Raw genomic sequence first — 25,586 nt, 5'->3', positions numbered from 1 at the left:
ATATGAAAGCATTACTGGTTTTATTAAAGCAGCAACATAAGTTTTACTGGAACGTTTCGGAATCCGAATACCGGCTTCAGCGTTACCAGCCTCTTGGTTTATTATATGTAAGTTCATCTTTGGAAAAACATGGTGTTAAAACAGAGTTTCTTGACCAATCAATAGACAATCTATCTTCCTTAGATTTAAAAAACAAAATATCAGCCAATAAGTATGATTTCGTGGGATTCTATTCTGATTCTACGTTAAAAAATATTGTTTGCCAATACATAAAAGATATAAAAAGCAGTTTAAATGTTACGGTTATCGTTGGCGGTCCTGGAGTACTGAACAATAAAGAATTTTTTGACGCAGGGTGCGATATCGTTTGTAACGGCGAAGGCGAAGTAACAATATGTGAAATTGTTGATTATCTTAAGGGAGAAAAACACATAGAAAATATTAAAGGGATCTCGTTTTCGAAAAATGGTAAGACTACCAGAAATGAAGATAGAGAGTTAATAGAAAATCTAGATATTTTACCATTTCCAGATAGAGATAAAACTCAGGCAGATAAGTATTATGATTTTCATAAATTCACCATGCGGACACCATTTACAACTTTGATAACATCCCGCGGATGTTCATATAATTGTTCTTATTGTACATCTCACGTATTTTGGAAAAGAAAAGTTAGATTAAGAAGCCCCGAGAATATTATAAAAGAAATAGACACTATACTTGAAAAAAATAATATAAAATATTTTTACTTTCTTGATGAAAACTTTGGATTAAACATGAAATGGTTATTTGAATTCTGCCAGTTATTAATTGATAAAAAATATAATTTTCACTGGTGTTGCGCGATAAATCCATTTAGTTACAGGGGAAAGAAAGAAGAGGCGTTTTCAATAATGAAAAAAGCAGGTTGTGACCATGTTATACTTGGATTACAATCAGCACATCCTGAAATATTGAAAAATTGCAATAGAAGTCCCGAACAACCGGAAGAAGCTGCTAAAACAATAAGAATTGCTAAAAAGCTTGGTATGCTTGTTCAGTTAGAAATGATTTTCGGGTTGCCAGGTGATACTGAAGAAACGATAAAAAAGAGTATTGATTATACTATTTTGAATAATCCGCACATTACAGGTTTTTTTGCATTGACTATACTGGAGGGTTCAGAAATAGAACAGAAATACAAGGATAAAAAAGTATGCGAACTTTCTAAAAAAAGAATTGACGAATTGTGTTCTTTAGCATCAAAGAAATTTTATGTAAGACCTAAAAAAATCTTTGAGCTTTTTTTCTTTATTATAATAAATAATGCTAGATGGCTGACTAAAGCTATCCAGTGTTTACCGTTTATCTTTTCAATAGCGGGATTAAAAAGAAGGGCAACTAAATGAAAATATATAAAAGTCACGGTACCGGAAAATTTAACAGAAAAATGTTTAAAAAAATTGGAGAGAATGTAATTTTTGAAAAAGGTGTATTGGTATTCCACCCGGAAAACATAGAAATAGGAAGTAATGTTTATATCGGCCATTATGCATTTTTAAAAGGTTACTATAAAAATGCAATGAAAATAGGAAGTAATACATGGATTGGACAACAAGTGTTTCTTCATAGCGGCGGAGGGCTCGAAATCGGGAACTATGTCGGTATCGGTCCTTATGTAAAAATAATTACTCTCCAGCATGTAATTGATAAGGATATATCCCGTCCTATTATTACAAGAGAACAAACTTATGAAAAAACAGTAATAGAAGATGACTGCGACATTGGAACAGGTGCTATTATTTTACCAGGTATCAAAATTGGTAAAGGAAGTGTTGTCGGTGCGGGCAGTATTTTAACAAAAGATGTTAAACCTTACTCAATTGTCGTAGGGAACCCGGCAAAACTTTTAAGGAAAAGAAAATGAAGCAGATACCAATAACCTTACCTTATCTTAATCAAGAAGAAGAAAAAGCAGTAATACAAGTTATAAGGTCAAAATGGCTGAGTCAGGGAAAATTAGTAGAACAATTTGAACAAAAAGTTTCAAAATATGTAAATGCAAAATATGCCATAGCAACAAATTCTTGCACATCAGCTCTTCACATATCATTACTTCTATCAGATATTAAACCCAAAGATGAGGTCATAGTTCCGTCTTTTACCTTTATTGCAACAGTAAATAACATAATACATCTTGGCGCAATACCTGTTTTTGTAGATATTGATATAAATACTTACAACATTGATTATACTAAAATAGAAGAAGCCATAACAAAAAAAACAAAAGTAATTGTGCCTGTACATCAGATTGGACTGCCGGCAGAAATGGAACATATATCTAAAATAGCAAAAAAATATAATTTAAAGATAATTGAGGATGCTGCCTGTGCCCTTGGCACAGAATATAAAGGAAAAAAGATAGGTTCGTCGGGTAATTTGTCTTGTTTTAGTTTCCACCCGAGAAAAATAATTACAACTGGTGAAGGGGGGATGATTACCACTAATAGTAAAAATTTATCTGATAAAGCAAAGGCACTTAGGTCACATGGTTCATTTGTATCTTCTATAATGAAGCATAAAGTAAAAGAAAATATAACATCAGAGAAATATAACTTGATAGGTTTTAATTATAGAATGACAGATATTCAGGCAGCAATAGGTATTCAACAGATGAATAGAATAAAACATATAATAGCAAGGAGAATAAATCTTGCAGAAAGATATAATAATGCTTTTAAGGAAGTTAGTCATATCATTATTCCTTTTGTCCCTGAACATTCAAAACATATTTTTCAGTCATATATAATCAGAATAAACGAAGATTCTCCAAAAACATGTGATGAAATAATGCAAAAATTGCATACTGTTGGAATTGCAACGCGTAAAATTATGGCAGTACATAAGGAGCCGTATTATAAAAAAATATTAGGAAATATAAGTCTTCCTGTGACTGAGCTCTGTTATAAGAATACTATGTTGTTACCGCTTTATCCGACTATGACAAATAAAGAGCAGGATTATATAATTGAAAATGTAAAAAATATTTTAAAATAGATAAATGTAAAAATATGTGTGGAATATTTGGAAAAACTAATTTTGAAAAAAAAGAACAAGTAGGAAATAGTGAAATAAAACTTCCATTAGATGCAATGTCACATCGTGGTCCTGACGATGAAGGGATATTTTTAGATAGATATGTCGGGCTTGGTGTTAAACGATTGAATATAATAGATATTAAAGGCGGACATCAGCCAATATCCAATGAAACAGATACTATTATAATCGTATATAATGGAGAAATATATAATTATTTAGAATTAAGGGCAGAATTAAGAAGCAAAGGACATCATTTTAAGACAAACAGTGATACAGAAGTTATTTTACATTTGTATGAGGAATCAGGTGTTAATTGCGTAGAACGGTTAAACGGGATGTTTACATTTGCTATATGGGATAAAGAAAAAGAGGAACTTTTTATTGCAAGAGACCGGTTAGGTATAAAACCGCTTTTTTATTATCTATATAATGGAACTCTTGTTTTTTCTTCTGAAATAAAATCTATTATACTGGATAAAAATAATTTAAAAGATATGGATGAACAAGCAATGATAAATTATTTTTCGTTTTACTATGTATCATCCCCCCGGACAATTTATAAACACATAAAACGTCTTCAACCGGGTCATTATATGAAAATAAAAAACAGAAAAATAGAAATATCAAGATATTGGAGATATTCTTTTACCTACGAAAACATAAATAGTGAAACGGATTATATATGTGAAATAAAAAAAACTCTTTTAGATTCTGTAAAAAGGCATCTTCAGAGTGAAGTAGAGTTGGGAGTGTTTCTGTCAAGCGGACTTGATTCAACTTCCATTGTTGCCATGATGAGTAAACTCGGTCAAAAAACAAAGACCTATACTATAGGTTATGAAAATGGCAGAACTTACAACGAAATTGATGAAGCAAGGTTAGTGGCAAAGAAATATAATACTGACCATTATGATTGCATGTTAAAATCAGAACATATTGAAGAATATCTCCCTGAAATTATAAAGCATTTGGCAGAACCGCATGGCGATTGGACACAAGTAGCGCTTTATTATTTATCTAAGCAATCTAAGAAAGATATTACAGTTGTTCTTTCGGGAGCAGGCGGAGATGAGCTTTTTGGCGGTTATCCGACATTAATAGCTGCTAAAATTGCAAGGTTTTATAAGAAGATTCCGGTACCATTAAGGCAATTATTAGAATTAGTTGTTAATCAGCTTCCGGCTTCTTATAACAGGTTGAGTTTTGATTTTAAAGCCAAATCTTTTGTAGCAGGTGCAGGTATGGTTCCGGAAATGGCATATTTGAGATATAAAGAGATTTTTTCTGATGAAGAAAGACAAAAACTTTTATGCAATATACCCGATTACAAGCCTTTTGATGTTTTTCAGCAGCATCTTGGAGATGTTGTTGATGAAAAATTACTGAACAGGCTTTTATATCTTGACTTAAATGTATTTTTGCCTGACTGTGCATTGCACGTAACCGATATGACAACAATGATGAATTCCCAGGAGTGCAGAGTACCTTTTTTGGATTTAGAAATGATAAGATTATCAGAAAAAATTCCTGTTAATTTAAAGCTGCGGGGATTTACGACAAAATATATTTTGAGGAAAGCGCTGAAAGAATATCTACCGGATGAAATCACAAAAATGCCTAAAAAAGGACTTGCCATGCCTACATCTTTTTGGTTTCAAAATGAATTAAGCGGCTTTGTCAGTGAAGTTTTTTTAGAAGCGGAGTCAAAAAACAAAGAAATGTTTAATTTTAACTATATCAGGAATTTACAAAAAGAACATGTGGAAGGTAAAAGAGATAACACCAGAAAAATCAGTTGTTTGATTTCCTTTTTTTTGTGGCAAAGATTTTACCAATAAATAATGTGAAGGTTCGGGTAGATTTTAATCCATCCGCCTGAACCAGAAACAACACAAAATAATTGTAGCCCGATCTTCAGGTTGGGATATGGAGCGAATGGATATTATGAAAAATATTGCTGTAGTCGGTTGTGGTTACTGGGGTAAAAATTTGGTAAGAAATTTTTATAAATTAGGAGTATTAAGTGCTGTTTGTGATACAGACAAGCAATCTCTGGGTAAATTGAAAAAAGATTACCCCGATATAAATTGCATAAATGATTTTAATGTAATTTTAGATGATGATTCTATAAAAGGTGTTATAATTTCAACTCCCGCTTCTTCACATTATGAATTAGTAAAAAAATCACTGGAACACAGGAAAAATGTTTTTGTTGAAAAACCATTCACTACTTCCCTAAAGGAAGCAAAAGAGCTTGTAGAAATTGCCGAGACCAGGAAATTAATTTTAATGATTGGATTTACGTTTCTATATAATGCAGCAGTAAGAAAAGTGAAAGAGATTATTGATTCAGGCGAGCTGGGTGATATTTACTATATTTACTCCCAAAGGTTAAATCTCGGTATTGCAAGAAAAGATATAAATGTATGGTGGAATCTTGCTCCGCATGATGTTTCAATAATTTTGTATTGGCTTTCCAAAAAAGTAAAACTTGTCAGTGGTTTCGGGGTTTCGTTTATTCAAAAAGGAATTGAAGATATTGTATCAGCTAATATAAAATATGAATCGGGCCCGGCAGCATTTATACATGTGTCCTGGCTTGACCCTCACAAGATAAGGAAGATGACAATTGTCGGTTCAAAAAAAATGGTAGTTTATGATGATGTGTCATCTGATATGAAAATTCAGATTTATGATAAAGGAATTGACAGGTTTGATGATTTTCATTCTTTTGGACAGTTCCAGCTGATACACCGTGCAGGTGATATTTTTATACCAAAAATCGACTTTAAGGAACCGTTGGAAATAGAAGCATTACATTTCCTCGAATGTATAAGAGAAGGCAAAGAACCTTTTACTTCCGGTAAAAAATCTTTACCGGTTGTAAAAATTCTTGAAGAAGTTCAGAATTCAATTAAAAAAGGTTGTACGATTAATTTATAAGTAATTGTAGGGAGGAGAAATACAAATGTACAGAGCGAATAAAATAGCACTTGTGATTCCCGCAAGGAATGAAGAAAAGCTTATTATCCCGACTTTAAAAAATGTTCCGGATTATGTAGATAAAATATATGTAATTAACGATGCGTCAAAGGATAGTACTGCAGAACTTGTAAAAAATCATTCTGACAAAAGAGTTGAATTGTTAAGTCATCAGAAATGTATGGGTCCGGGTGCTGCAATAATAACCGGATATAAAATGGCATTAAAAGAAAATTATGATGTTGTTGCTGTTTGCGGAGGGGACAATCAAATGCCGTTAAACCAGCTTAAAAATATGCTGGATCCGATAATTGACGGTAAAGCTGATTATAGCAAAGGTAACAGATTTATTGAAGGTGGCGAAAGACTTTCCGATATGCCATTTACCCGTGTTCTTGGTAATACCATAATATCACTTCTTACAAAAATTGCATCAGGATATTATAAAATATTTGACGTAGTAGATGGTTTTACTGCAATAAGCAAAAAAGCACTTTCTGTCATTGATTGGGATAAAGCGTGGAAAAGGTACGGGTATCCAATGGACTTTCTTGTTCGTTTAAATATTTATGGATTTAAAGTTATTGATGTTCCCCGTGAAACCATATATATACAAGGAGCAAGACAATCGCAGATAAAAGGGCTTTCTTATGCATTACGAGTGTCACCGATGCTTCTGAGAAACTTTTTTTACCGTCTTTACAAAAGATACTTAATCGGAGATTTTCACCCGTTAATATTTATGTATATTTTAGGTATGTTACTGCTTCTTTTAGGGTTTCTTACCGGTATATTTATATTAGTAGCAAAATTACACGGTGGAAGTCCCACAGGTGCAACTGCAATTTTCTCCGCACTTTTAATTATTTTTGGTGGGCAGCTTTTTCTTTTTGGAATGTTGTTCGATATGATGGGTGAAAGGAAAGAAAACTAAAGATGAATATATTGAAATTTATTTATTCTGAAAAAAAATATCTATTGTTCATTTTTTTAACTGCTTTATTTATACGATTAATTTATGTTATACCTTTGAGCCCGGAAAAATTATCGCCGGATTCTTACGGTTGGATGAGCATAGCTTCCGGCATAGCTTCCGGGAATGGCTATGGTGATACATGGCGACCGCCGGGTTATCCTGCTTTCTTAGCTATAATATTTTTCATTTTCGGAAAATCAATTCTTTTCGTCAGGGTAATCAATTCTATAATTAGTGCTTTAACTTGTGTTATTATTTATTTTGTCGGGAAAAAGATATTTTCACCTGTTGTCGGTAAGATTTCCGCCGTTCTTTTGTGCTTTTATCCTTATGTAATTGCTTATACAGGTGATCTGCTTTCGGAAACATTTTATACATTTCTGACCGCCTTGTCTATATATTATATTCTTATTTGCAGCGAGAAACCAAGTATAAAAAATATAATTTTTACGGGTATTTTATTCGGAATTACTGCCCTTACTAAATCTACAATATTACCATTTTTCTTTTTTGCATGTGCATGGTTATGGTGGAGGACAAAAAAAATAAAAGTAGGATTTTTTGTCGGAATATGTACTATCATTACGTTAGCACCGTGGACTTTCCGGAATTATTTCTATTACAGCAAAAATTATATAATGCCAATTAACACTCCCTGGTACTCTTTTTATGGTGCAACATGTGATGAGGCGTTGTGGATGGAAACTTATGGTGAGTTAGACACTCCGGCACCCGATGCTATTGTCACACCGGCTATACCGAAAGATTGGGAGTATATCTCAACACTCCCATTGCCGGAGCGGGATAAAATATGTAAAGAAAAATCTTTTAACTGGATAAAAAACAATTCACACAAATATACCTATCTTCTCTATAAAAGATTTATTCACTTCTGGCGGCTGTATCCTATGATGGCGTATAAATGGCAGAAATATATGGCAATGGTAACATCAGGAATATATATACCTTTTGCTTTTGCAGGGATAGTTTTATCAATAAAAAATATTGGAAAAACATCACTTTTAATAGCTTTATTGAGTATTTACACATTTGTCCATCTTTTTTTTACTGTAGTTTTAAGATACAGGATTCCCGTTGACCCTTACGTAATGATTTTTGCTTCTTACACAATTGTAGAAATATTATTGAAGTTAAAAATATTACAGTGTGAATAAAAAATAATTTTAGTATTTTGTTTTTATCATTTCAGGAGGAAGATAATGAAAGTATTAGTTACCGGTGGCTGCGGTTTTTTAGGCTCGCATGTATGTGAGTTCTATATTAAGAAAGGTATGCAGGTAATTGCCTACGACAACATGACAAAACATGAACTTGCCAGGACCGGTTTTGCTACCGAAGCTGCCAGGGAATATAACTGGAATTACCTTAAAAAAATCGGAGTTAAACTGGTAAAAGCCGATGTGAGGAATTTAGAGGAATTGATAGACAACGCAAACGGATGCAACTATATCATCCATACAGCGGCGCAGCCGGCTATGACCATCAGTTGGGAAGATCCGGTGCTGGATATTACCACCAATGTAATAGGAACATTTAACGTGGTTGAGACGGCAAGAAGACTCAAAATTCCCGTTGCCACTTGTGCTACCATTCATATTTATGGCAATAAAATAAATGAGGAATTGAAACAAGAAAAAGACAGATATGTGCGGAAGCCGGCTGCTATAGATGAAAATTATACAATCCTGCAGGGAATTCTCACTCCATTGCACGCTTCAAAAGCAGCTGGAGACATTTATGTTAGAGCGTACATAGATACCTATAAAATTGAAGCTGCCAGTTTCCGTTTAACCGGAATTTACGGAACGAGGCAATTCGGCGGAGAAGACCACGGCTGGGTGGCTAATTTTTCTATACGAAGCGTCATATCCCAGCCCATAACTATTTTTGGGACAGGCAAACAAGTAAGAGACATTATTTATGCAACTGACGTATGCGAGGCTTTTGATGCTTTTTATAAAACAAGGAAAGCAGGCGTATATAACATAGGAGGAGGAACAAAAACCGCAATCTCCCTGCTTAACTGCATAGACATTATAGAAAAAATTAATAAAAAGAGACCTGAAGTTAAAATATCCCCGGAACGCCACGGTGACTTAAGCTATTTTATATGTGATATTTCAAAAGCAAAAAAAGCATTAAAATGGGAACCTAAAGTTATGCCTGAACAGGGTATAGATTTGTTGATAAACTGGATAAAAGAGAATAAGGACATTTTCTCAGGGAGATAAAATTTTATGAAAGCGATTATACTTGCCGGGGGTAGAGGTAAAAGATTGGATGAACTTTCTACTAACATGAACAAGTGCATGCTTAAGATAAATGGTAAGCAGATGCTGGAATACAGTCTGGATAATGCCATCAACAGCAATGTGAATGAGATTATTGTGGTGGTAGGTTATAAAGCCGAAGAGATAATAAATCATTACGGGAATAGCTATAATGGCAAGAAAATCAAATATATAATTCAATCGGAACAAAATGGTCTGGTACATGCGATTGAATGTGCTAAAGAAGCGATAGGGAAAGACGATTTTATGCTGCTGCTGGGTGACGAGATAATGCAAAAACCAAGGCAAAAAGAAATGCTTGATTATTTCAATAAAAGCGGAGCATTTGTGGTCTGTGGCATATTGAAAGTAGAAAACAGGGAATTGATAAAAAAAACGTATGCTGTTATAAAAGATGATAATGATATTATTTACAGACTTATTGAAAAACCAAGAAAACCTCTTAACGATTATATGGGTACAGGAAACTGTGTATTCAAAAATGAGATATTTAAATATATAGAATTTACCCCCATACATCACGAACGGCATGAAAAAGAGCTTCCCGATCTTATTCAATGTGCTATAGATGACGGGAAAATGGTAAAATCTTTCATTATTTGCGAAAAGTATGCAAATATAAACCTGAAAGATGATATTGACAAAGATTATAATCTCGGTTGATTTTTTGTTAGTTTTATATTCAAGATTTCTGCAGATGTAAAGCCCACTTTGGTTTTATTAAAATATCATCTAAATGACTAAAACTTCTGATATCTTTCTTATAGTACCGCCTTCACGGACCAATACCCAGTGGCTGCCTTTCGGTCTCATGCATATTTCTTCATATCTGAGCGCCCAGGGCGATGATAACGTAATATTAGATTACAAAGACATTAGCGAGGCCGGTGCATTTAATAAAATACTACTGCGAATTTCTACGGAAAAACCGAGATTTGTAGGTATCACATGCATGGTTTCTGAAATAGAAATGGTAAAGAATCTATGCTTGCTTATACGAAAGGAGAATACCTTTTCCAAAATAATAATAGGCGGACCGCATCCCAGCAGTAATCCGCAACACTTCATCGATTTCAATGTTTCCTTTGATTATCTGGTTATTGGTGAAGGGGAACAGACCTTTCATGAACTTATTAAGGTACTTAGGGCTAATAAACCGGTAGACTCAGTCAAAGGTATTGCATATATTAAAGACGGAATACTAAAAATAAACGACCCCCGTCCTTTAATAGAAAACATAGATTCTTTGCCTTTTCCTGCATATGACAAAGTGGATATGGAATATTACTGCAGGCCAAACGTTTGGACAATAAGACCTATATACATTTCAAGTTTCAATCTATTTACCGTGCGGGGTTGTTGCTACAGTTGTAAATTTTGTGTTGAGTACACTGTATTTGGCAGAAAGGTGCGCGGTATGAGTCCTGAGCGGGTGGCGGAACATATTGAATACGTGATAAATAAATACCGGATTGATGCAATATATTTTATGGATGAGTTGTTTACCCTATCAAAGGAACGCATCTATAAAATATTTAATCTTCTTAATGCCAAGAGTATTCACATTATTTTCGGTTGTCAAACCAGAGTCAATCTTTTAGATTCGGAACTGGCAAAGTTCATGAAGGAAAACGGTTGCTTGCAGATAGATTTCGGCATAGAATCCGGTTCGGAGAAAATGCTTAAAGTGATGAACAAGAATACCACAATACAAAGAATAGTTGAAACCGGTCAAATTTGCAACAAAGCAGGCATACGTCATCTTGCCAACATGCTCATAAACCTGCCTGGTGAAACAATGGAAGACATAGAAATGTCCGTGCAACTGGCGAAAAGGATGAAGTACAGCCTTGTCTTATGGAATGTATACCTGCCTTTTCCGGGTTCCGGATTAGGCAAGAGTCTTGAACTGATGGATTTCAACACTATCCTTCAGTATCCTTCAAAAATGACAATAGATCTTCTTGAAAAAAAATATAAATTTGGTAATTACAGCAAAAGCCTGCATGAAATACTGGATTATCTTCACAGGAATACTTTTCATCCAAAATATCTGAAATTAACTTTAAACTTAGATTACTGGAAATCAATGTTTTATGTCATGTCTTTTTTGTTTGATAAGTATTACCTGCATGCGTTGTTCAAGAGCAGGAGAAAAGTGGAATATTTCACTAACCTTTTTAAGCAGACCACAAAAATGTAATGATTTTATTCTCAATGTTTTAGTTATAAATAAAATGAAAATCTGTTTCGTAACATCGTCATTTCCAAGAAAATATCCAGACCACATCGCCCCGTGGTTCAGGGAAACAACACTGGAACTTTTAAAAAGAGGGAATAGCCTATCGGTTTTTGTCCCGGCGTATATGGGTTGTTGTCAAAAGGAATATGAAGGTGCTGAAGTATGGCGTTTTCGCTATGCTCCGGTTGCCTACGAGCGTCTTACACATGAAGATTCTTCACCTGCTAATCTTTCCAGCCTGTTATGGCAGTTGGTCCTTGTATCCTATATTATATTGGGATCCATAAATGCCATTTTTTATTTCGCTCGCCGTAAGTTTGATGTGATAGATGTCCACTGGCCTTTTCCTCAAGCAATATTCGGTATAATCGGCAAATATTTAAGCGGAGCCAGGCTTATATACCATTTTTATGCTTCTGAGATTTTACTAATCCGAAAAAACATATTTTTGAGTAAATTATTTGATTTTATGATGTTTTTTGCTGACGATATAATTGCCATTTCAAATCCGACCAAAGAATGGGTTGAGACAATGATTAGACCAAAGATACCGGTTCACGTTGTATATTTTGGTAATACCATACCTTTCAAGGAGCAGCCGGCAACCACCGCGATACCGGATTTTAGTAAAGAGCCTGTTAAACTCTTTTATGCCGGAAAACTCATAGAAAGACTTGGACCGCAGTACCTCATAGAGGCAGTGAAAATTCTTAAAGAACGGGGTGTTGCTTTCTCTCTGTCTATTGCAGGATTAGGTTACATGTATGATGAAATAGTAGAAAAAATAAAACATTATGGACTTGCAGAATCGGTTATGCTTAAGGGTTTTTTATACAAGGAAAAATTAATTCAGGAATATATAGACTGCCACATTTTTATTTTTCCTTCCATAATTGACTCCAGGGGAGATACAACAGGACTTGGGATGGTAGCAATGGATGCTCTTTTCTATGCAAAGCCGGTAATAGCTTCGTTTGTAGGTGGTGTTGTGGATATAATCATTGATGGGAAGACCGGATATAATGTACCGCAGAAAGATGTCAAGGCACTTGCCGAAAAAATAATATATGTCAGAGATCATTACTTGGAAGCCACTGTTCTCGCTTTGAAAGGACATTCTTACGCAATTGAGAATTTTTCCTGGGATGCGGTTGTTTCAAAACTTCTGAAGGTTTATAGCAGGACTTAAGCATAAAACCGAAACAATCAGTTACAATACCGGTAAATCAATAATGACTAAAAACAACACAAATATGAGCAAAACTAAAATATTTCACCTAATAACAAGTTTAAATATCGGTGGTACAGAAAAATATTTATTAACGGTTTTAAAAAATCTCAAAGACAAATATGATTTTTCAGTCGGTTACTTGAAGGAGCGGGGACTGGTTGCAGATGAAATTGAGGAGCTTGGGATTCCGGTAAACAAATATAATATTTTTTCACTTCTAAAATATCTTAAGGAGAATAAGGTGCAAATTATTCATACATATCTTTACAGAGCAAATGTTTTGGGAAGAATGATTGGGAAAGCGGCCGGAGTACCGGTTGTAATTTCAAGTCAACAAAGTATTGATAGCTGGAAAAAGTATTATCATGTATGGCTTGATAAAATTGCTTCGTATTTTTGCGATTTAATAATTACAAATTCTTTAACAGCAAAAAATGTTTTAATTGAAAGAGAAAAAATACCGGCAAAAAAAATAATAGTTATTTACAATGGTGTCTTTAAGCCGCAGAACATAAAGCATAAAATCACAAATGAATTTATTGTCGGGTGTGTTACACGACTTCATAGGGAAAAAGGTGTATATTTAATTCCTGATATCGCAAAAATTATTATAGAAAAGAACAAAAATATAAGGTTTTTTATCTTCGGTGATGGTCCTGAAAAACAGAATTTAGAATTAGGAATTAAGAATTTAAAATTAGAAGATTCGGTCAAATTTTACGGATGGCAAAATGATTTAGAAAAAATTTATACATCTTTTGATTTATTATTACTGCCTTCAGAAGAAGAATCTTTTCCACAAGCGGCACTTGATGCCATGGCTTTTGGTATACCGGTAGTTGCCTCTGATGTTGGAGGTGTTTTTGAACTTGTTGAAGACAATAAAACAGGGGTTCTTATAAAAACACGAACAGTAGTATTATTTGCAGATGCAATATTGACAATATATGAAGATAAACCTCTTTTTAAAAGTTTTTCGGAAAATGCAAAAATAAAATCAATGGAATATTCATTGGATAAAATGATAAATGTTGTGGATAATGTTTATAAAAGTTATATAAAATGATAATTTGGATTTTACTTTTAGCTGCTTCAATCGTAAGAGTCTGGGGAATAAATTTTGCCTTTCCTTTAAGATATGGACATATTGATGAATCCGTTATAATATTTTATACGATGAGATTTTTTACAGGAGATTTTAACCCAAACCCTTTTTTTGATTATCCAACCCTTTATTTATATCTGCTTTCTTTTTGTTATTATTTATATTTTATAATAGGTTTTATTTTTGGAAAGTTTAATTCAATAGCTAGTTTCATTGCATTTTACGATTCTAATCCTGTTCCGTTCATCTTAATAGGAAGAATACTCACGACTATTTTTTCAATAGCTACTATCTATTTGACGTATCTGTTTGCTAAAAAACTTTTTGACAAGAGAGCAGGTCTTTTAGCTGCACTTTTTCTTTCTTTTAGCTGGCAGCATATTTTAAGTTCTCATTACGCTACCACTGATATTACCGCAGCATTTTTTATGTTAGTTACCGTTGTTTTCACATGGGATGTTTATGTCAAGGGTGATTTAAAATCTTATATTTTTGCAGGATTGTTTTGTGGTCTTTCAATAGCAGCTAAATATTACGGCGGGATTGTTCTTTTGGTTATCATATTGTATGGTTGGAAAAATAAAAAATATTTAACAATTTCATTCCTAACGACAATTGCCGGATTTTTTGCGGGATGTCCATACGCATTTATTGATTATGCGGGATTTATGGAAAGGTTTTTTAATAGATTTAATCTTATTGTCGGTTGGGATAAATTGTATCTGTTTTCAGCATTTTTGAATTATCCGCAAATTCTTATAGGCGGATTAGGATATTTTTTAGTAATAGCAATAATTATAGGATTTATTGTTTTATTAATTAATAGAAAGAAACAGGATATATTTTTATTAATAATTTTACTGGTTATGTTGCTTTTTTTCGGTACTTGGAAACAAGGTGCAGGAGGAAGGTATATCCTTGCACTTTATCCTTTTTTTGCTATAATATCTGCACAAATTATCGGAAAAATCAAAGACAAAACAATATTTATAATTGTTATTTTGGTTTTTTTAATAACTGTAATACCAAAAATAGTAAAAACAGACATTTTATTATCTCAGAAAGATACCCGTGTTATAGCAAGAGAATGGATATTGAAAAATATCCCCGCTGGAGCGAGAATATTGCGAGGTCCTTTTTGTCCTGAGTTTCCAAATGATAACTATATTGTAAAAATAGACTGGTATGATAATATTAAAAATGGTAGTTTGAAAGATATACGAAAGAAATATGATTATGTAGTAAGTAGTTCTTTGCATGATGACCCGGAATCTTTTACCGGCTACTTGAAAAAAAACGGAGAAGTTATCTGTGAAATATCAGAAGAAGCAATAGGGGAATTTCAAAATCCAATAATAAAGGTATACAAACTAAAATGATAAAAAATAAAAAAGTAATTGTAGTTATGCCTGCTTATAACGCAGAAAAAACTCTTCGTAAAACATATATGGATATACCAAAAGGAGTTGTTGATGATATAATTCTTGTAGATGATGCTTCAAAAGATAAAACTGTTGAAATTGCAAAATCGCTGGGGATAAAGACAATCAGTCACGAAAAAAATATGGGATATGGAGCAAATCAAAAGACATGTTATAAAGAAGCGTTAAAAAATGGGGCGGATGTAATTGTTATGATTCATCCTGATTATCAATATGATGCACGTTTAACACCTTATATTGCAGGTATTGTTGCCGATGATATTTGTGATGTTGTTTTGGGAAATAGAATACGAACCAGACGGGAAGCTATAACCGGAGGAATGCCTTTATATAAGTATGTTGCAAATAGAATATTGACAATATTTGAAAATTTTATGCTTGGTCAGAATCTTGGGGAGTTTCATTCCGGGTTCAGGGCTTATTCTAAAAATGTTTTAAAGACAATCAGGTGGGAAGAGAACTCTGATGATTTTGTTTTTGATCAACAATTTTTAATTGAGGCAGTTGCTTGTAAATTAAGAATTGGTGATATTCCTGTTCCGGCAAAATATTTTCCGGAAGCATCATCAATAAATTTTATAAGAAGCAGTAAGTACGGGATAAGTGCCCTGCTTTTTCTGTTGAGGTTTTTAATTCATAAATTAGGACTATTTTCTCAACAAATATTTACCCCGTTAAAAGTAATGCCGGAGAAATCACCAGAATAACCTTGAAAAAACATAAGGATGTTGGAAATTCTATTGTTTGGAATTGGAGATTCCTAACATAGTTTACAAAATAATTATGAAAAAAATATTTTTTTATGTTATTTTTATTTGGATAGTACTAATATTATTTTGCTATTTCTTAAAGTATCCTTTACCAAATTTCATGGAACGATTTTGGGAGATATTGTTTTTCAGCATTATTGTTTTTATATCTTTTCAAGTAGGAAATTATTTGTTAAGTAAGTTTAGTTCTTATTTAAACACATCATTAAATATTGCATTTAGCATCGGAGTAGGATTAAGTATATTTTCAATAATTATTTTTACAATAGGAATATTCGGAATTTTATATAAATCTTTATTTTATATTTTGTTTTTAGTTTTGTTGGTTTTATCTTTACTGAGAATACATAATCTTAAAAAATTAGAATTACCGAAATTAAGTTCAAATAATAATATTTTATATATATTTTTTATTTTTCTTGGAATCGCTTTCATTGGCGCTCTCACTCAACCCACGTTTTATGATTCACTTGTTTATCATTTGGCAATTCCTTTACAGTATATAAAACACCATAAAATATATAATATAGATACGAATATCTTTGCAAATTTCCCGCAAAATATTGAAATGTTATATACCATGTCTTTACTTTTATATGACGATATTCTTGCCAATCTCATTCACTTTTTATTTCTACCTTTGACCTTGTTGTTAATTTATGATTTTTTAAGAAATATATATGATAATGAAGTCTCAATATTTGCATCATTAATATTCATTACAACACCGGCAGTTATTTTGGTATCCTGCGGTACTTATATAGATATGGGGCTTACCTTCTATTTGCTTTTAGGTTTTATCGCTCTTTTAGAATGGATAAAAACATCTGAAAGGAAATGGCTGGTTTTATCAAGTTTATTATGTGGTTTTTCATTAGGCATAAAATACACCGCATCCATATCTATATTCATCTTTATTTTACTAATTTTATATAATTGTATTTTAACCAAAAAAAATGTATTTTCAATATTAACATTATTTATCATCCCGATGTTTTTTGTATTTATGCCCTGGCTTATTAAAAATTATATTTTTACAAAAAATCCTATTTTCCCTTTTTTTGTTTTCGGTGAAATACCTTTGTATGTGCAGAAATACTTAGAACATGTTTCTAGTCACGGAATAAGCGGTAGTATGTCTCTGATAACTTTGCCGTGGGACTTAACTATGAACGGAGTTAATTTCGGCGGTGGGTTTGACATCATAGGACCTTTTTACTTAGTATTTTTACCAATATTGCTTTTAATAAGAAAAACAAACAAAATAATAAAATTATGTTTTTTTTATATGGTGATATATTTCTTTCTATGGTCATTTTCTGCAAGAGTCCTAAGGTTTCTTATTCCGGTACTTCCGATAGCAGCTATTGTATTTTCCGCATGTATTTATGAATTAAATATAGAAAAATTATTTAAACATATTGTAAAAATAATATTTATTGTTATAATAGTCTCTAATTTATGCATTTTGTTATTTATACAGAACTATGTGGGTTCTGCGCTATATTTATCAGGAAACATGTCTAAAGACGAATATCTATGCAGATTCATTAATCCAAATAATTATTATCCTGCAGTAAAATTTATGAATGAGACGTTTAATAGTAAATCTAAAACTCTTTTTGTCGGTGAAGCAAGAAGTTATTTTACAAAGTATAATGTAGATAACAGCAGTCCTTTTGATGCTGACGTTTTTGTTGAAATAGCGAATAATTCATCAAAACCCGAAGAACTGTGGTATAAATTAAAAGAAAGAAATTTCACACATGTCCTTTGGAATTATCCGGAATATGAACGATTAAAAGGAAGTTTCAGACCTTTTGATTTTACTTCTAAATCTATTGAGATAATAAATATTTTCAAAGAAAAATATCTTAAAAACCTTTATGAGAATAAAGGACTTTATGTTTATGAGATAAAACAATGAATATAATAATAGTAATTATAGTCGTTATGATAGCTGCTGTATTTTTAGTTTATCAATTTAATTTACAAGACGAAAAGATTACTAAAGTAAAAAAAATAGAGAAAATGATTGAGATGTGGAAAAATCCTCTAATTTCTGAAATAGGAGATTACGAAGCTGTCATAAATAAATTAACAGATAAAACAAAAAAAGCAGCAGGGCTTTTCTTAGTTGGTGAATTTTACTTCTATAAAGTAAATAAGTCTGAACACGAATTAAAACGTTTGCGTGATGTTTACACGGAAATTATAGGAAAATACAGTAATTTTGAAAAAATAGACGATGTTTTGTTTAAAATTGCAAACGTGTATTTTTTTGATTATTTTAGTTTTATCGAATCAATAAAATATTACGAAAAACTTTTAAATGAATATACAAACAGTAAATGGATAAAGGTGGCAGCTGAAAGGCTTAGTCTCATAAAATCTGCTTATCCCGATGATGAATCTGCGTTGAAAAAATATGCTTTAGCGGAGAAATATTTTGAAGTGCAGAACTTTGATAAAACAATTGAATGTTTAAAATCAATACTGGCTACTCATCCAAACTCTAAGCTTACCGGTATGGCATATTATTTTCTTGGCGATATTTTCTTTTTTAAAAAATCAGATTATACGATTGCGTTAAATTATTATTCTCAACTTGTAGAGAAATTACCCCAACATAGATATGTAGGAAGCGCACAATTTAAAATTGGAGAAACCTATAGAAAGTTACAAAAATACAATGAAGCAATAATTGCATATAAAAAATTTCTGGAAAATTACAATGATTTTCAATATACTGATTATGCACAATACTACATAGGTCAATGTTACGAAGATATTAAGGACTGGGTACTCGCTGTAAGAACATATAAATTGTTGGTTGCAAATTATCTCGAAAGCATATGGGTTGATATTGCAATGAGTAAAATTAAAAATTTGGAAAAGTTAATAATAAAATGATTTATTATGTTTATTCATTTTTAATTGCGTTTTTTATTTCTTATTTACTGACTCCGCTTCTTATAAGTATTGCAAAAAAATATCATATAGTTGATAAACCGAATACTTATGTAAAAACGCATAAAATTGCAACTCCGTATCTCGGTGGATTTGCAATATGGTTCGGGTTTACCATTTCGTTGCTGATAATACGTTATATTACCAGTTTTCCTACCGGAACTCTTAGATCTTTGAGAGGTATTCTCATAGGTACAACTTTTGTTGTAATTATTGGTTTTATTGATGATCTAAAAACAATCGGTTTTAAGGCAAAATTTTTATGGCAGATAGTTGTTGCAATTATTTTAATTAATTTCGATATAAAAATAAAATTTATAACACCGGAATATATTGCAAATATCTTTACAATAATATGGGTTGTAGGCATAATAAACGCAATTAACATAATAGATATAATGGATGGATTATCTTCCGGCATATCTTTTATAGCTGCTTTGACATTTCTTTTTATTGCGTTGCCTTCAGAAGAAATATATGTAAATTTTGCCGCTGCATCTCTGGCAGGCGGGATTTTTGGTTTTATAAGATACAATTTCCCAAATGCAAAAATATTTATGGGGGATACCGGAAGTATGTTTTTGGGTTTTGTGCTGGCTGCATTATCATTAGGGACGTCTTATACAAAAATAAACAACATAGCTCTTTTTTCGCCGATACTCATTATTGGCATTCCAATTTTCGATACATTTTATGTAATGTATTTGAGATTTCGTAAGGGGAAATCGCCATTTTTGGGAAGCAGGGACCACTTTGCACTTCGACTTAAAGAATTGGGACTATCAAAAGTAAAAGTTGTGATTTTACTATGGTCAATTTCGATTATTTTAAGTCTCTCGGCTTTTTTAATATCCAGAGTTAAATTAACGATTGCAATCTTGATTTATATTGTAATTATCGGATTATCAGTTTTTGGTGGATGGAAACTTTCCAAAATAAAAATGGAATAGATTATGAAAATCGATACTATAATCATTGGCGGAGGACTTACAGGTTTATCTACAGCGTATCATTTAAGAAATAAAAATTTTATATTACTGGAAAAAGAAAACACTGTTGGCGGAATTTGCAAATCGGTAAAAACTGATACTGGTTTTACGTATGATTATACAGGACACCTGCTTCATATAAAAAATAGTTATGTCAAAATGCTCATTCATAAATTATTAAGAAACAATATAGATCTAAAAATTAGAAATTCCTGGATTTTTTCTAATAGCGTTTTCACGCAATATCCTTTTCAGGCAAATTTATATGGGCTTCCTAAAAAGGTAATTAACGAATGCATAGAAGGAGTTATTGAAGCAAAACTCACTAATTTGCCGGCAGGCGGGCAGTTGAGTTTTTATGATTGGTGTTTAAAAACTTTTGGAAAAGGAATTTCAAAACATTTCATGATTCCATATAATAGGAAACTATGGAAAATAGATACAAGGAAATTAACAACAAAATGGATGGGTGATTATATACCTCAGCCGAATTTGAAAGAAGTAATTGACGGGGCTTTTAATAGTAATAAAAAAATGTTTGGTTATAATTCTACTTTTTATTATCCCAGAAAGTCAGGAATACAGTCGCTAATTGATTCAATCAAAAAAGAAATACCGGATACAAAAATAAAAACCAATATAAACATAATGTCAATAAATATAAAATCTAAAATAATAAAAACAAATTTGGGTGATATGCAATATAAAAATATTGTTTCAACAATACCTCTTCCCGAGATTATAAAACTCATAAAGAATTCTCCGTCAAAAATCAGAAGGTTATCCGGTGAATTAGACTGGGTATCATTGCTGAATATTAATATCGGGATAAACAGAAAAAACGTATCGGATAAACATTGGGTATACTTTCCGGAAAATAAATATATTTTTTACAGAGTCGGATTTTATTGCAATTTTTCTAAAACACTTTGTCCTCAAAATACATCTTCTATGTATGTGGAGATATCTTATAGGAACCGGAAAATTGATGAGCAAAGATTATTTCAAAAAACAATAACTGATTTAAACAAAATAGGAATATTAAAGGCAACAGATAGAATAATCTCAACATGTAATTTAAATATTCCATATGCATATGTAATTTATAATCAAAAAAGGGAGTTTGCTTTTGGTGCAATACAGAATTATTTAACAAAGAATTCAATATTTTCCATTGGAAGATATGGGGGTTGGAAATATTCAACAATGGAAGATGCAATTTTAGACGGGAGAGCAATTGTTAGGTGCCTAAAATAAAAGTTGTCCATATAATTACACTTCTTGAGCTTGGTGGTGCTCAGGAAAATACGCTTTATACATGTGAGCATTTAGATAAAAATAAGTTTGAACCAATTCTAATCTGTGGCAAAGGAGGAATATTAGATAGCAAAACAAAAAATATAAAAACATATTATGTAAATGAGTTAATTCGTGAAATACACCCGATAAATGATATAATCGCTATAATTAAGATTTATAAAATTATTAAAAAGGAAAAACCTGATATAGTTCATACGCATTCATCTAAAGCAGGAATTGTGGGGCGTTGGGCAGCTTATTTTGCGCATGTTCCTAAAATCATTCATACATTTCATGGTTTTGGTTTTCACGATTATCAGTTATTTATTGTTAAAACTATTTATGTTTTAGCTGAACGGTTAACTGCAAAAATTACAGACCAGTTTATTTGTGTTTCTAATGAGAATATTTTAAAAGGGCTAAAAAATAAAATAGGGTTAAAAGAAAGATACACGATGATAAGGAGTGGTATAAAACTTCAGGATTATCAAATTGAAGTAAGTGTTGAAAAAAAGAAAAAGGAATTTGGAATAACAAATGAAAAAGTTGTCGGTATGGTAGCATGTTTTAAGGAGCAAAAAGCACCGCTTGATTTTGTTAAAGTCGCAAATCTAGTTTGTAGCAAGAACCCCAGTGTAAAATTTATTTTAGTAGGTGATGGAAAGCTCCGTAAGCAAATAGAATTGCTGGTTAAAAAGTTAAATTTACAAAAAAATATAATTATTACCGGTTGGAGACAAGATATAAATGAGATTATAAAAATTTTCGATATTTTTCTTTTAACATCTCTTTGGGAAGGACTTCCAAGGGTAATAATAGAAGCAATGGCTAGTGGTTTGCCTGTAGTTGCTACATATGTTGATGGGACAAAAGAAATCGTTCAGGAAGGACTTACGGGATATGTAACATATCCACATGAGATTGAAAAAATGGCAGAAAGGATTATAAGGGTGCTGGCTGATGTTGAATTGCGGAAAAAATTATCAGAAGAAGCAAAAAAGACTGTAAAAGAATTTGATATTGATTTGATGGTTTCACAGCAAGAAAAATTATACTTATCATTAGCTGCTAATTAGTTTTTGTTGAAAAAGATACAAAAACTAATTAAAAAATAGATGGAGGAGGCCGTTGCGGATTTTTTTGACGGATAAAAAGTAAAAATCATGAGCTATGAAATAACTTTAATACCTGGTGACGGAACTGGTCCTGAAATAGCAGAAGCAACTAAAAAAGTTTTAGATGCCACGGGAGTAAAAATTAATTGGGAGATTGTAGAGGCAGGCATCGACGTAGTAAAAAAATACGGTACACCTTTACCTGAAACTGTTTTGACTTCTATAAGAAAAAATAAGGTTGCAATAAAGGGACCTATTACAACACCAATCGGCAGTGGATTTCGTTCTGTAAATGTTGCGTTAAGAAAAGAATTGGATTTATATACTTGTCTGAGACCGTGTAAATCTTATGTGGGTGTAAAATCCAGATATAAAAATATAAATCTTGTTATTGTAAGAGAAAATACTGAAGATTTATATGCCGGAGTCGAGTTTCCGGCAGGCTCAGATGAATCTAAAAAAATAATAGATCTTTCAAAAGGCAAAATAAGAAACGATTCAGCTATAAGTATAAAACCCATTTCAAAATTTGCCACCGAAAGAGTTGTAAAATATGCCTTTGAATATGCAAGAAAAAATAACAGGAAAAAAGTTACAGCAGTCACTAAAGCAAATATAATGAAATTCACGGACGGGCTTTTTTACGAGGTGGCAAGAGAAGTAGCGAAAAATTATTCCGATATTGAGTATGAAGAACGGTTAATTGATAATATGTGCATGCAGCTTGTTCAGAAGCCGGAGCTTTATGACGTTCTTGTTCTGCCAAATCTTTACGGTGATATAATTTCTGATTTATGTGCGGGACTTATTGGCGGGCTTGGGATTGCACCCGGTGCAAATATCGGTGACAAAATAGCTTTATTTGAACCGGTTCACGGTTCTGCACCAAAATACAAAGGACTTAATAAAGTAAATCCTACGGCAATGATTCTTTCCGGTGTTTTAATGTTAGAATATCTGGAAGAAGAAAAAGCAGCCAGGAAATTGGAAGACGCAGTTGCGGAAGTAATTGCAGAAGGAAAGGTAGTAACATATGATTTGGGCGGAACAGCAAAGACGTCGGAAATGGCGGATGAAATTATTCGTAAGATGGAGGCTTAGATATTTTTATGGAACGGACACTTATTATTATTAAGCCGGATGGTATATGTAAAAAATTAATAGGAAAAATTGTTGATAGGTTCGAAACAGTCGGATTTAAGGTTGTTGGAATGAAGATGATAAAGTTAACAAACAAAATCGCAGAGGATTTTTATTCTAATCATAAAGATAAGTTTTTTTTTGAGCCGTATATGGAATTTATTTGTTCGGCTCCTATTGTACTTTGTGTATTAGAGGGCAGTAATGTTATACAGGAAGTAAGGAAAATTATTGGTAATACTGACTCAAGAAAAGCAGATAAAGGAACTATTAGGAATCTTTATGGTTTAAATGACAGGAGAAATATTATTCATGCGTCTGATTCGCCGGTAACAGCTAAACATGAAATAGATTATTTTTTCAAAGACATGGAAATAACTACGTACTTTGAGAATGACTGGATGGAAAAAATTAATGAAAACACTTGTATTAAATAGTGGTTCTTCATCGATAAAATATGAGTTGTTTGATATTGATAGCGGGATGTGTATTGCGTTAGGTCAGATTGAAGCAATTGGCACTGAAGGTACAATTCTTGAGCATATTCAGGAAAACAAGGAAATAAAAATACCAATTATTGCCGCGGACCACACAGCAGCAATAGAAGAAGTATTGAAAATATTAACTTCATCAAAAGATGGAGTCATCAAGAATAGCAGAGAAATTTCAGCAGTCGGTCATAGAATTGTCCATGGCGGTGAATATTTTAAAGAACCTGTGATTGTAGATAAAGATGTAAAAAAGAAATTAGAAATGTGTTATGATATTGCACCTCTTCATAATCCACATAATGTAAAAGGGATATTTGCAATAGAAGTATTAATGCCTGATGTCGTGCAAGTCGTTGTTTTTGACACAGCATTTCACCAAACAATTCCGGAATATGCCTATTTATATGCTTTGCCTTACAGGTTTTACCAGCAATTTAAAATCAGGAAATATGGGTTCCATGGTATATCAAATCAATATATAACAGAGCGGTTGTCTCAAATTGTTAATAGTCCTATAGAAAAATTGAAAATTATAAACTGTCATCTCGGTAGCGGAGCAAGTATAACTGCAATAAAATATGGTAAATCTATTGATACATCTATGGGATTTACTCCTCTGGAAGGACTTATAATGGGAACCCGAAGCGGCGATATTGACCCTTCAATACCTATTCATTTAATGTCGCTGGAATCGCTAAAACCACACGATGTTCAATCTTTATTGAATAAACAAAGCGGTCTTTTAGGAATATCAGGAATAAGTCCTGATATGAGAACTGTAATAAAAAAATCAGAACAAGGCGATAAAAGAGCAACGCTTGCGATAGATATGTTTTGTTACCGTATAAAAAAATACATATCTTCGTATCTTGGGGTTCTTAACGGCTGTGATTATATTGTTTTTTCTGCGGCAATCGGTGAAAGATCTTCTTTAATACGTAAAAAAATATTATCAGACATGGATTCACTCGGCATAATTATCGATGATGAAAAAAACATGAAATGTAATAACTGCGAATCGGATATATCTGATAAAAAATCAAAAATAAAAGTTTTTGTAATACCGACTAATGAAGCAATGGTAATCGCAGCACATACAAAAAAACTTCTTGACACTTTCCAAAAAATTAGGTAAAATCTAAAACAGTTTTTAACTAGCTGAAAATGATAGAAATAAGCAATAATGTTTTTTATAGCTAGTTTAAAAAGGAGAAATGTTATATATGGCAAATCCTAAAAGAAGGCATTCTACATCAAGACAAAACAAGAGAAGAGCAAACTGGAAAATTACATCTGCGAATCTAAGTATATGCCCGCAATGTAAGTCACCGAAACTTTCCCATCATGTATGTCCGAAATGTGGATTTTATGATAATGTTTCCATTATCAAAATTAAAGAAAAGAAATCTGAAAAACCTACTGAAGAGAAAGGCAAATAATTAAA

At 32.3% G+C, this 25,586-nt stretch carries 23 protein-coding genes; all 23 read left to right on the top strand.

What is annotated here, in order from left to right:
* Nucleotides 1-2 precede the first annotated feature (2 nt).
* Nucleotides 3-1,388 carry a radical SAM protein gene (locus PHE88_09225; protein ID MDD5687996.1) on the top strand — a complete coding sequence of 462 codons (1,386 nt, stop codon included), beginning with the start codon at nt 3-5 and terminating at the stop codon, nt 1,386-1,388.
* Nucleotides 1,385-1,906 carry an acyltransferase gene (locus PHE88_09220; GenBank protein MDD5687995.1) on the top strand — a complete coding sequence of 174 codons (522 nt, stop codon included), beginning with the start codon at nt 1,385-1,387 and terminating at the stop codon, nt 1,904-1,906. The genes PHE88_09225 and PHE88_09220 overlap by 4 nt, the downstream gene beginning before the upstream one ends.
* Nucleotides 1,903-3,036 carry a DegT/DnrJ/EryC1/StrS family aminotransferase gene (locus PHE88_09215; GenBank protein MDD5687994.1) on the top strand — a complete coding sequence of 378 codons (1,134 nt, stop codon included), beginning with the start codon at nt 1,903-1,905 and terminating at the stop codon, nt 3,034-3,036. Before PHE88_09220 ends, PHE88_09215 begins: the two co-directional genes overlap by 4 nt.
* Nucleotides 3,037-3,050: 14 nt before the next feature.
* Nucleotides 3,051-4,916 (top strand): asparagine synthase (glutamine-hydrolyzing), encoded by a 1,866-nt coding sequence (asnB, locus tag PHE88_09210; protein MDD5687993.1) that lies wholly within the window; start codon nt 3,051-3,053, stop codon nt 4,914-4,916.
* A gap of 106 nt (nt 4,917-5,022) precedes the next feature.
* Complete coding sequence (locus PHE88_09205; protein MDD5687992.1) at nt 5,023-6,021, top strand: Gfo/Idh/MocA family oxidoreductase; 999 nt, start codon at nt 5,023-5,025, stop codon at nt 6,019-6,021.
* A gap of 25 nt (nt 6,022-6,046) precedes the next feature.
* Nucleotides 6,047-6,994 carry a glycosyltransferase family 2 protein gene (locus PHE88_09200; protein ID MDD5687991.1) on the top strand — a complete coding sequence of 316 codons (948 nt, stop codon included), beginning with the start codon at nt 6,047-6,049 and terminating at the stop codon, nt 6,992-6,994.
* Nucleotides 6,995-6,996: 2 nt separating this feature from the next.
* Complete coding sequence (locus tag PHE88_09195; GenBank protein MDD5687990.1) at nt 6,997-8,211, top strand: glycosyltransferase family 39 protein; 1,215 nt, start codon at nt 6,997-6,999, stop codon at nt 8,209-8,211.
* A 45-nt stretch (nt 8,212-8,256) separates the two neighbouring features.
* Complete coding sequence (locus PHE88_09190) at nt 8,257-9,288, top strand: NAD-dependent epimerase/dehydratase family protein (GenBank protein MDD5687989.1); 1,032 nt, start codon at nt 8,257-8,259, stop codon at nt 9,286-9,288.
* A 6-nt stretch (nt 9,289-9,294) separates the two neighbouring features.
* A complete protein-coding gene (locus PHE88_09185; protein ID MDD5687988.1) occupies nt 9,295-10,011 on the top strand; it encodes a nucleotidyltransferase family protein in 717 nt (238 codons plus the stop codon).
* Nucleotides 10,012-10,084: 73 nt separating this feature from the next.
* Nucleotides 10,085-11,551 (top strand): radical SAM protein, encoded by a 1,467-nt coding sequence (locus PHE88_09180; protein ID MDD5687987.1) that lies wholly within the window; start codon nt 10,085-10,087, stop codon nt 11,549-11,551.
* Nucleotides 11,445-12,779: a glycosyltransferase family 4 protein gene (locus PHE88_09175; GenBank protein MDD5687986.1), complete on the top strand. Its 1,335-nt coding sequence runs from the start codon at nt 11,445-11,447 to the stop codon at nt 12,777-12,779. Before PHE88_09180 ends, PHE88_09175 begins: the two co-directional genes overlap by 107 nt.
* 43 nt (nt 12,780-12,822) lie before the next feature.
* Entirely contained in the window at nt 12,823-13,887 is a 1,065-nt protein-coding gene (locus PHE88_09170) for a glycosyltransferase (protein ID MDD5687985.1), read from the top strand.
* A complete protein-coding gene (locus PHE88_09165; GenBank protein ID MDD5687984.1) occupies nt 13,884-15,305 on the top strand; it encodes a glycosyltransferase family 39 protein in 1,422 nt (473 codons plus the stop codon). Before PHE88_09170 ends, PHE88_09165 begins: the two co-directional genes overlap by 4 nt.
* On the top strand, nt 15,302-16,075 hold the full coding sequence (locus PHE88_09160; GenBank protein ID MDD5687983.1) for a glycosyltransferase family 2 protein: 774 nt from the start codon (nt 15,302-15,304) through the stop codon (nt 16,073-16,075). Before PHE88_09165 ends, PHE88_09160 begins: the two co-directional genes overlap by 4 nt.
* 76 nt (nt 16,076-16,151) lie before the next feature.
* Nucleotides 16,152-18,065 (top strand): glycosyltransferase family 39 protein, encoded by a 1,914-nt coding sequence (locus PHE88_09155; protein ID MDD5687982.1) that lies wholly within the window; start codon nt 16,152-16,154, stop codon nt 18,063-18,065.
* Nucleotides 18,062-19,051: a tetratricopeptide repeat protein gene (locus PHE88_09150; GenBank protein ID MDD5687981.1), complete on the top strand. Its 990-nt coding sequence runs from the start codon at nt 18,062-18,064 to the stop codon at nt 19,049-19,051. Before PHE88_09155 ends, PHE88_09150 begins: the two co-directional genes overlap by 4 nt.
* Entirely contained in the window at nt 19,048-20,058 is a 1,011-nt protein-coding gene (locus tag PHE88_09145) for an MraY family glycosyltransferase (protein MDD5687980.1), read from the top strand. The genes PHE88_09150 and PHE88_09145 overlap by 4 nt, the downstream gene beginning before the upstream one ends.
* Nucleotides 20,059-20,061: 3 nt before the next feature.
* Nucleotides 20,062-21,354, top strand: a complete 1,293-nt coding sequence (locus PHE88_09140) for an FAD-dependent oxidoreductase (GenBank protein MDD5687979.1) — start codon at nt 20,062-20,064, stop codon at nt 21,352-21,354.
* The gene (locus tag PHE88_09135) at nt 21,342-22,472 is read left to right on the top strand and encodes a glycosyltransferase family 4 protein (protein MDD5687978.1); all 1,131 of its coding nucleotides are present in this window, start codon (nt 21,342-21,344) and stop codon (nt 22,470-22,472) included. The genes PHE88_09140 and PHE88_09135 overlap by 13 nt, the downstream gene beginning before the upstream one ends.
* Before the next feature lie 87 nt (nt 22,473-22,559).
* Nucleotides 22,560-23,612: an isocitrate/isopropylmalate dehydrogenase family protein gene (locus PHE88_09130; GenBank protein ID MDD5687977.1), complete on the top strand. Its 1,053-nt coding sequence runs from the start codon at nt 22,560-22,562 to the stop codon at nt 23,610-23,612.
* Between the two features lie 8 nt (nt 23,613-23,620).
* The gene (ndk, locus tag PHE88_09125; GenBank protein ID MDD5687976.1) at nt 23,621-24,088 is read left to right on the top strand and encodes a nucleoside-diphosphate kinase; all 468 of its coding nucleotides are present in this window, start codon (nt 23,621-23,623) and stop codon (nt 24,086-24,088) included.
* Nucleotides 24,066-25,277 carry an acetate kinase gene (locus tag PHE88_09120; protein ID MDD5687975.1) on the top strand — a complete coding sequence of 404 codons (1,212 nt, stop codon included), beginning with the start codon at nt 24,066-24,068 and terminating at the stop codon, nt 25,275-25,277. Before ndk ends, PHE88_09120 begins: the two co-directional genes overlap by 23 nt.
* An 88-nt stretch (nt 25,278-25,365) precedes the next feature.
* Nucleotides 25,366-25,581, top strand: coding sequence for a 50S ribosomal protein L32 (gene rpmF, locus PHE88_09115; GenBank protein ID MDD5687974.1), 216 nt, complete (start codon nt 25,366-25,368; stop codon nt 25,579-25,581).
* Nucleotides 25,582-25,586 lie beyond the last annotated feature (5 nt).

Source organism: Elusimicrobiota bacterium, assembly GCA_028718185.1.
Lineage (GTDB): Bacteria > Elusimicrobiota > UBA8919 > UBA8919 > UBA8919 > JAQUMH01.
The sequence above is the reverse complement of the archived record's forward strand: the minus strand, read 5'-3'. Positions and strand labels throughout refer to the sequence as shown.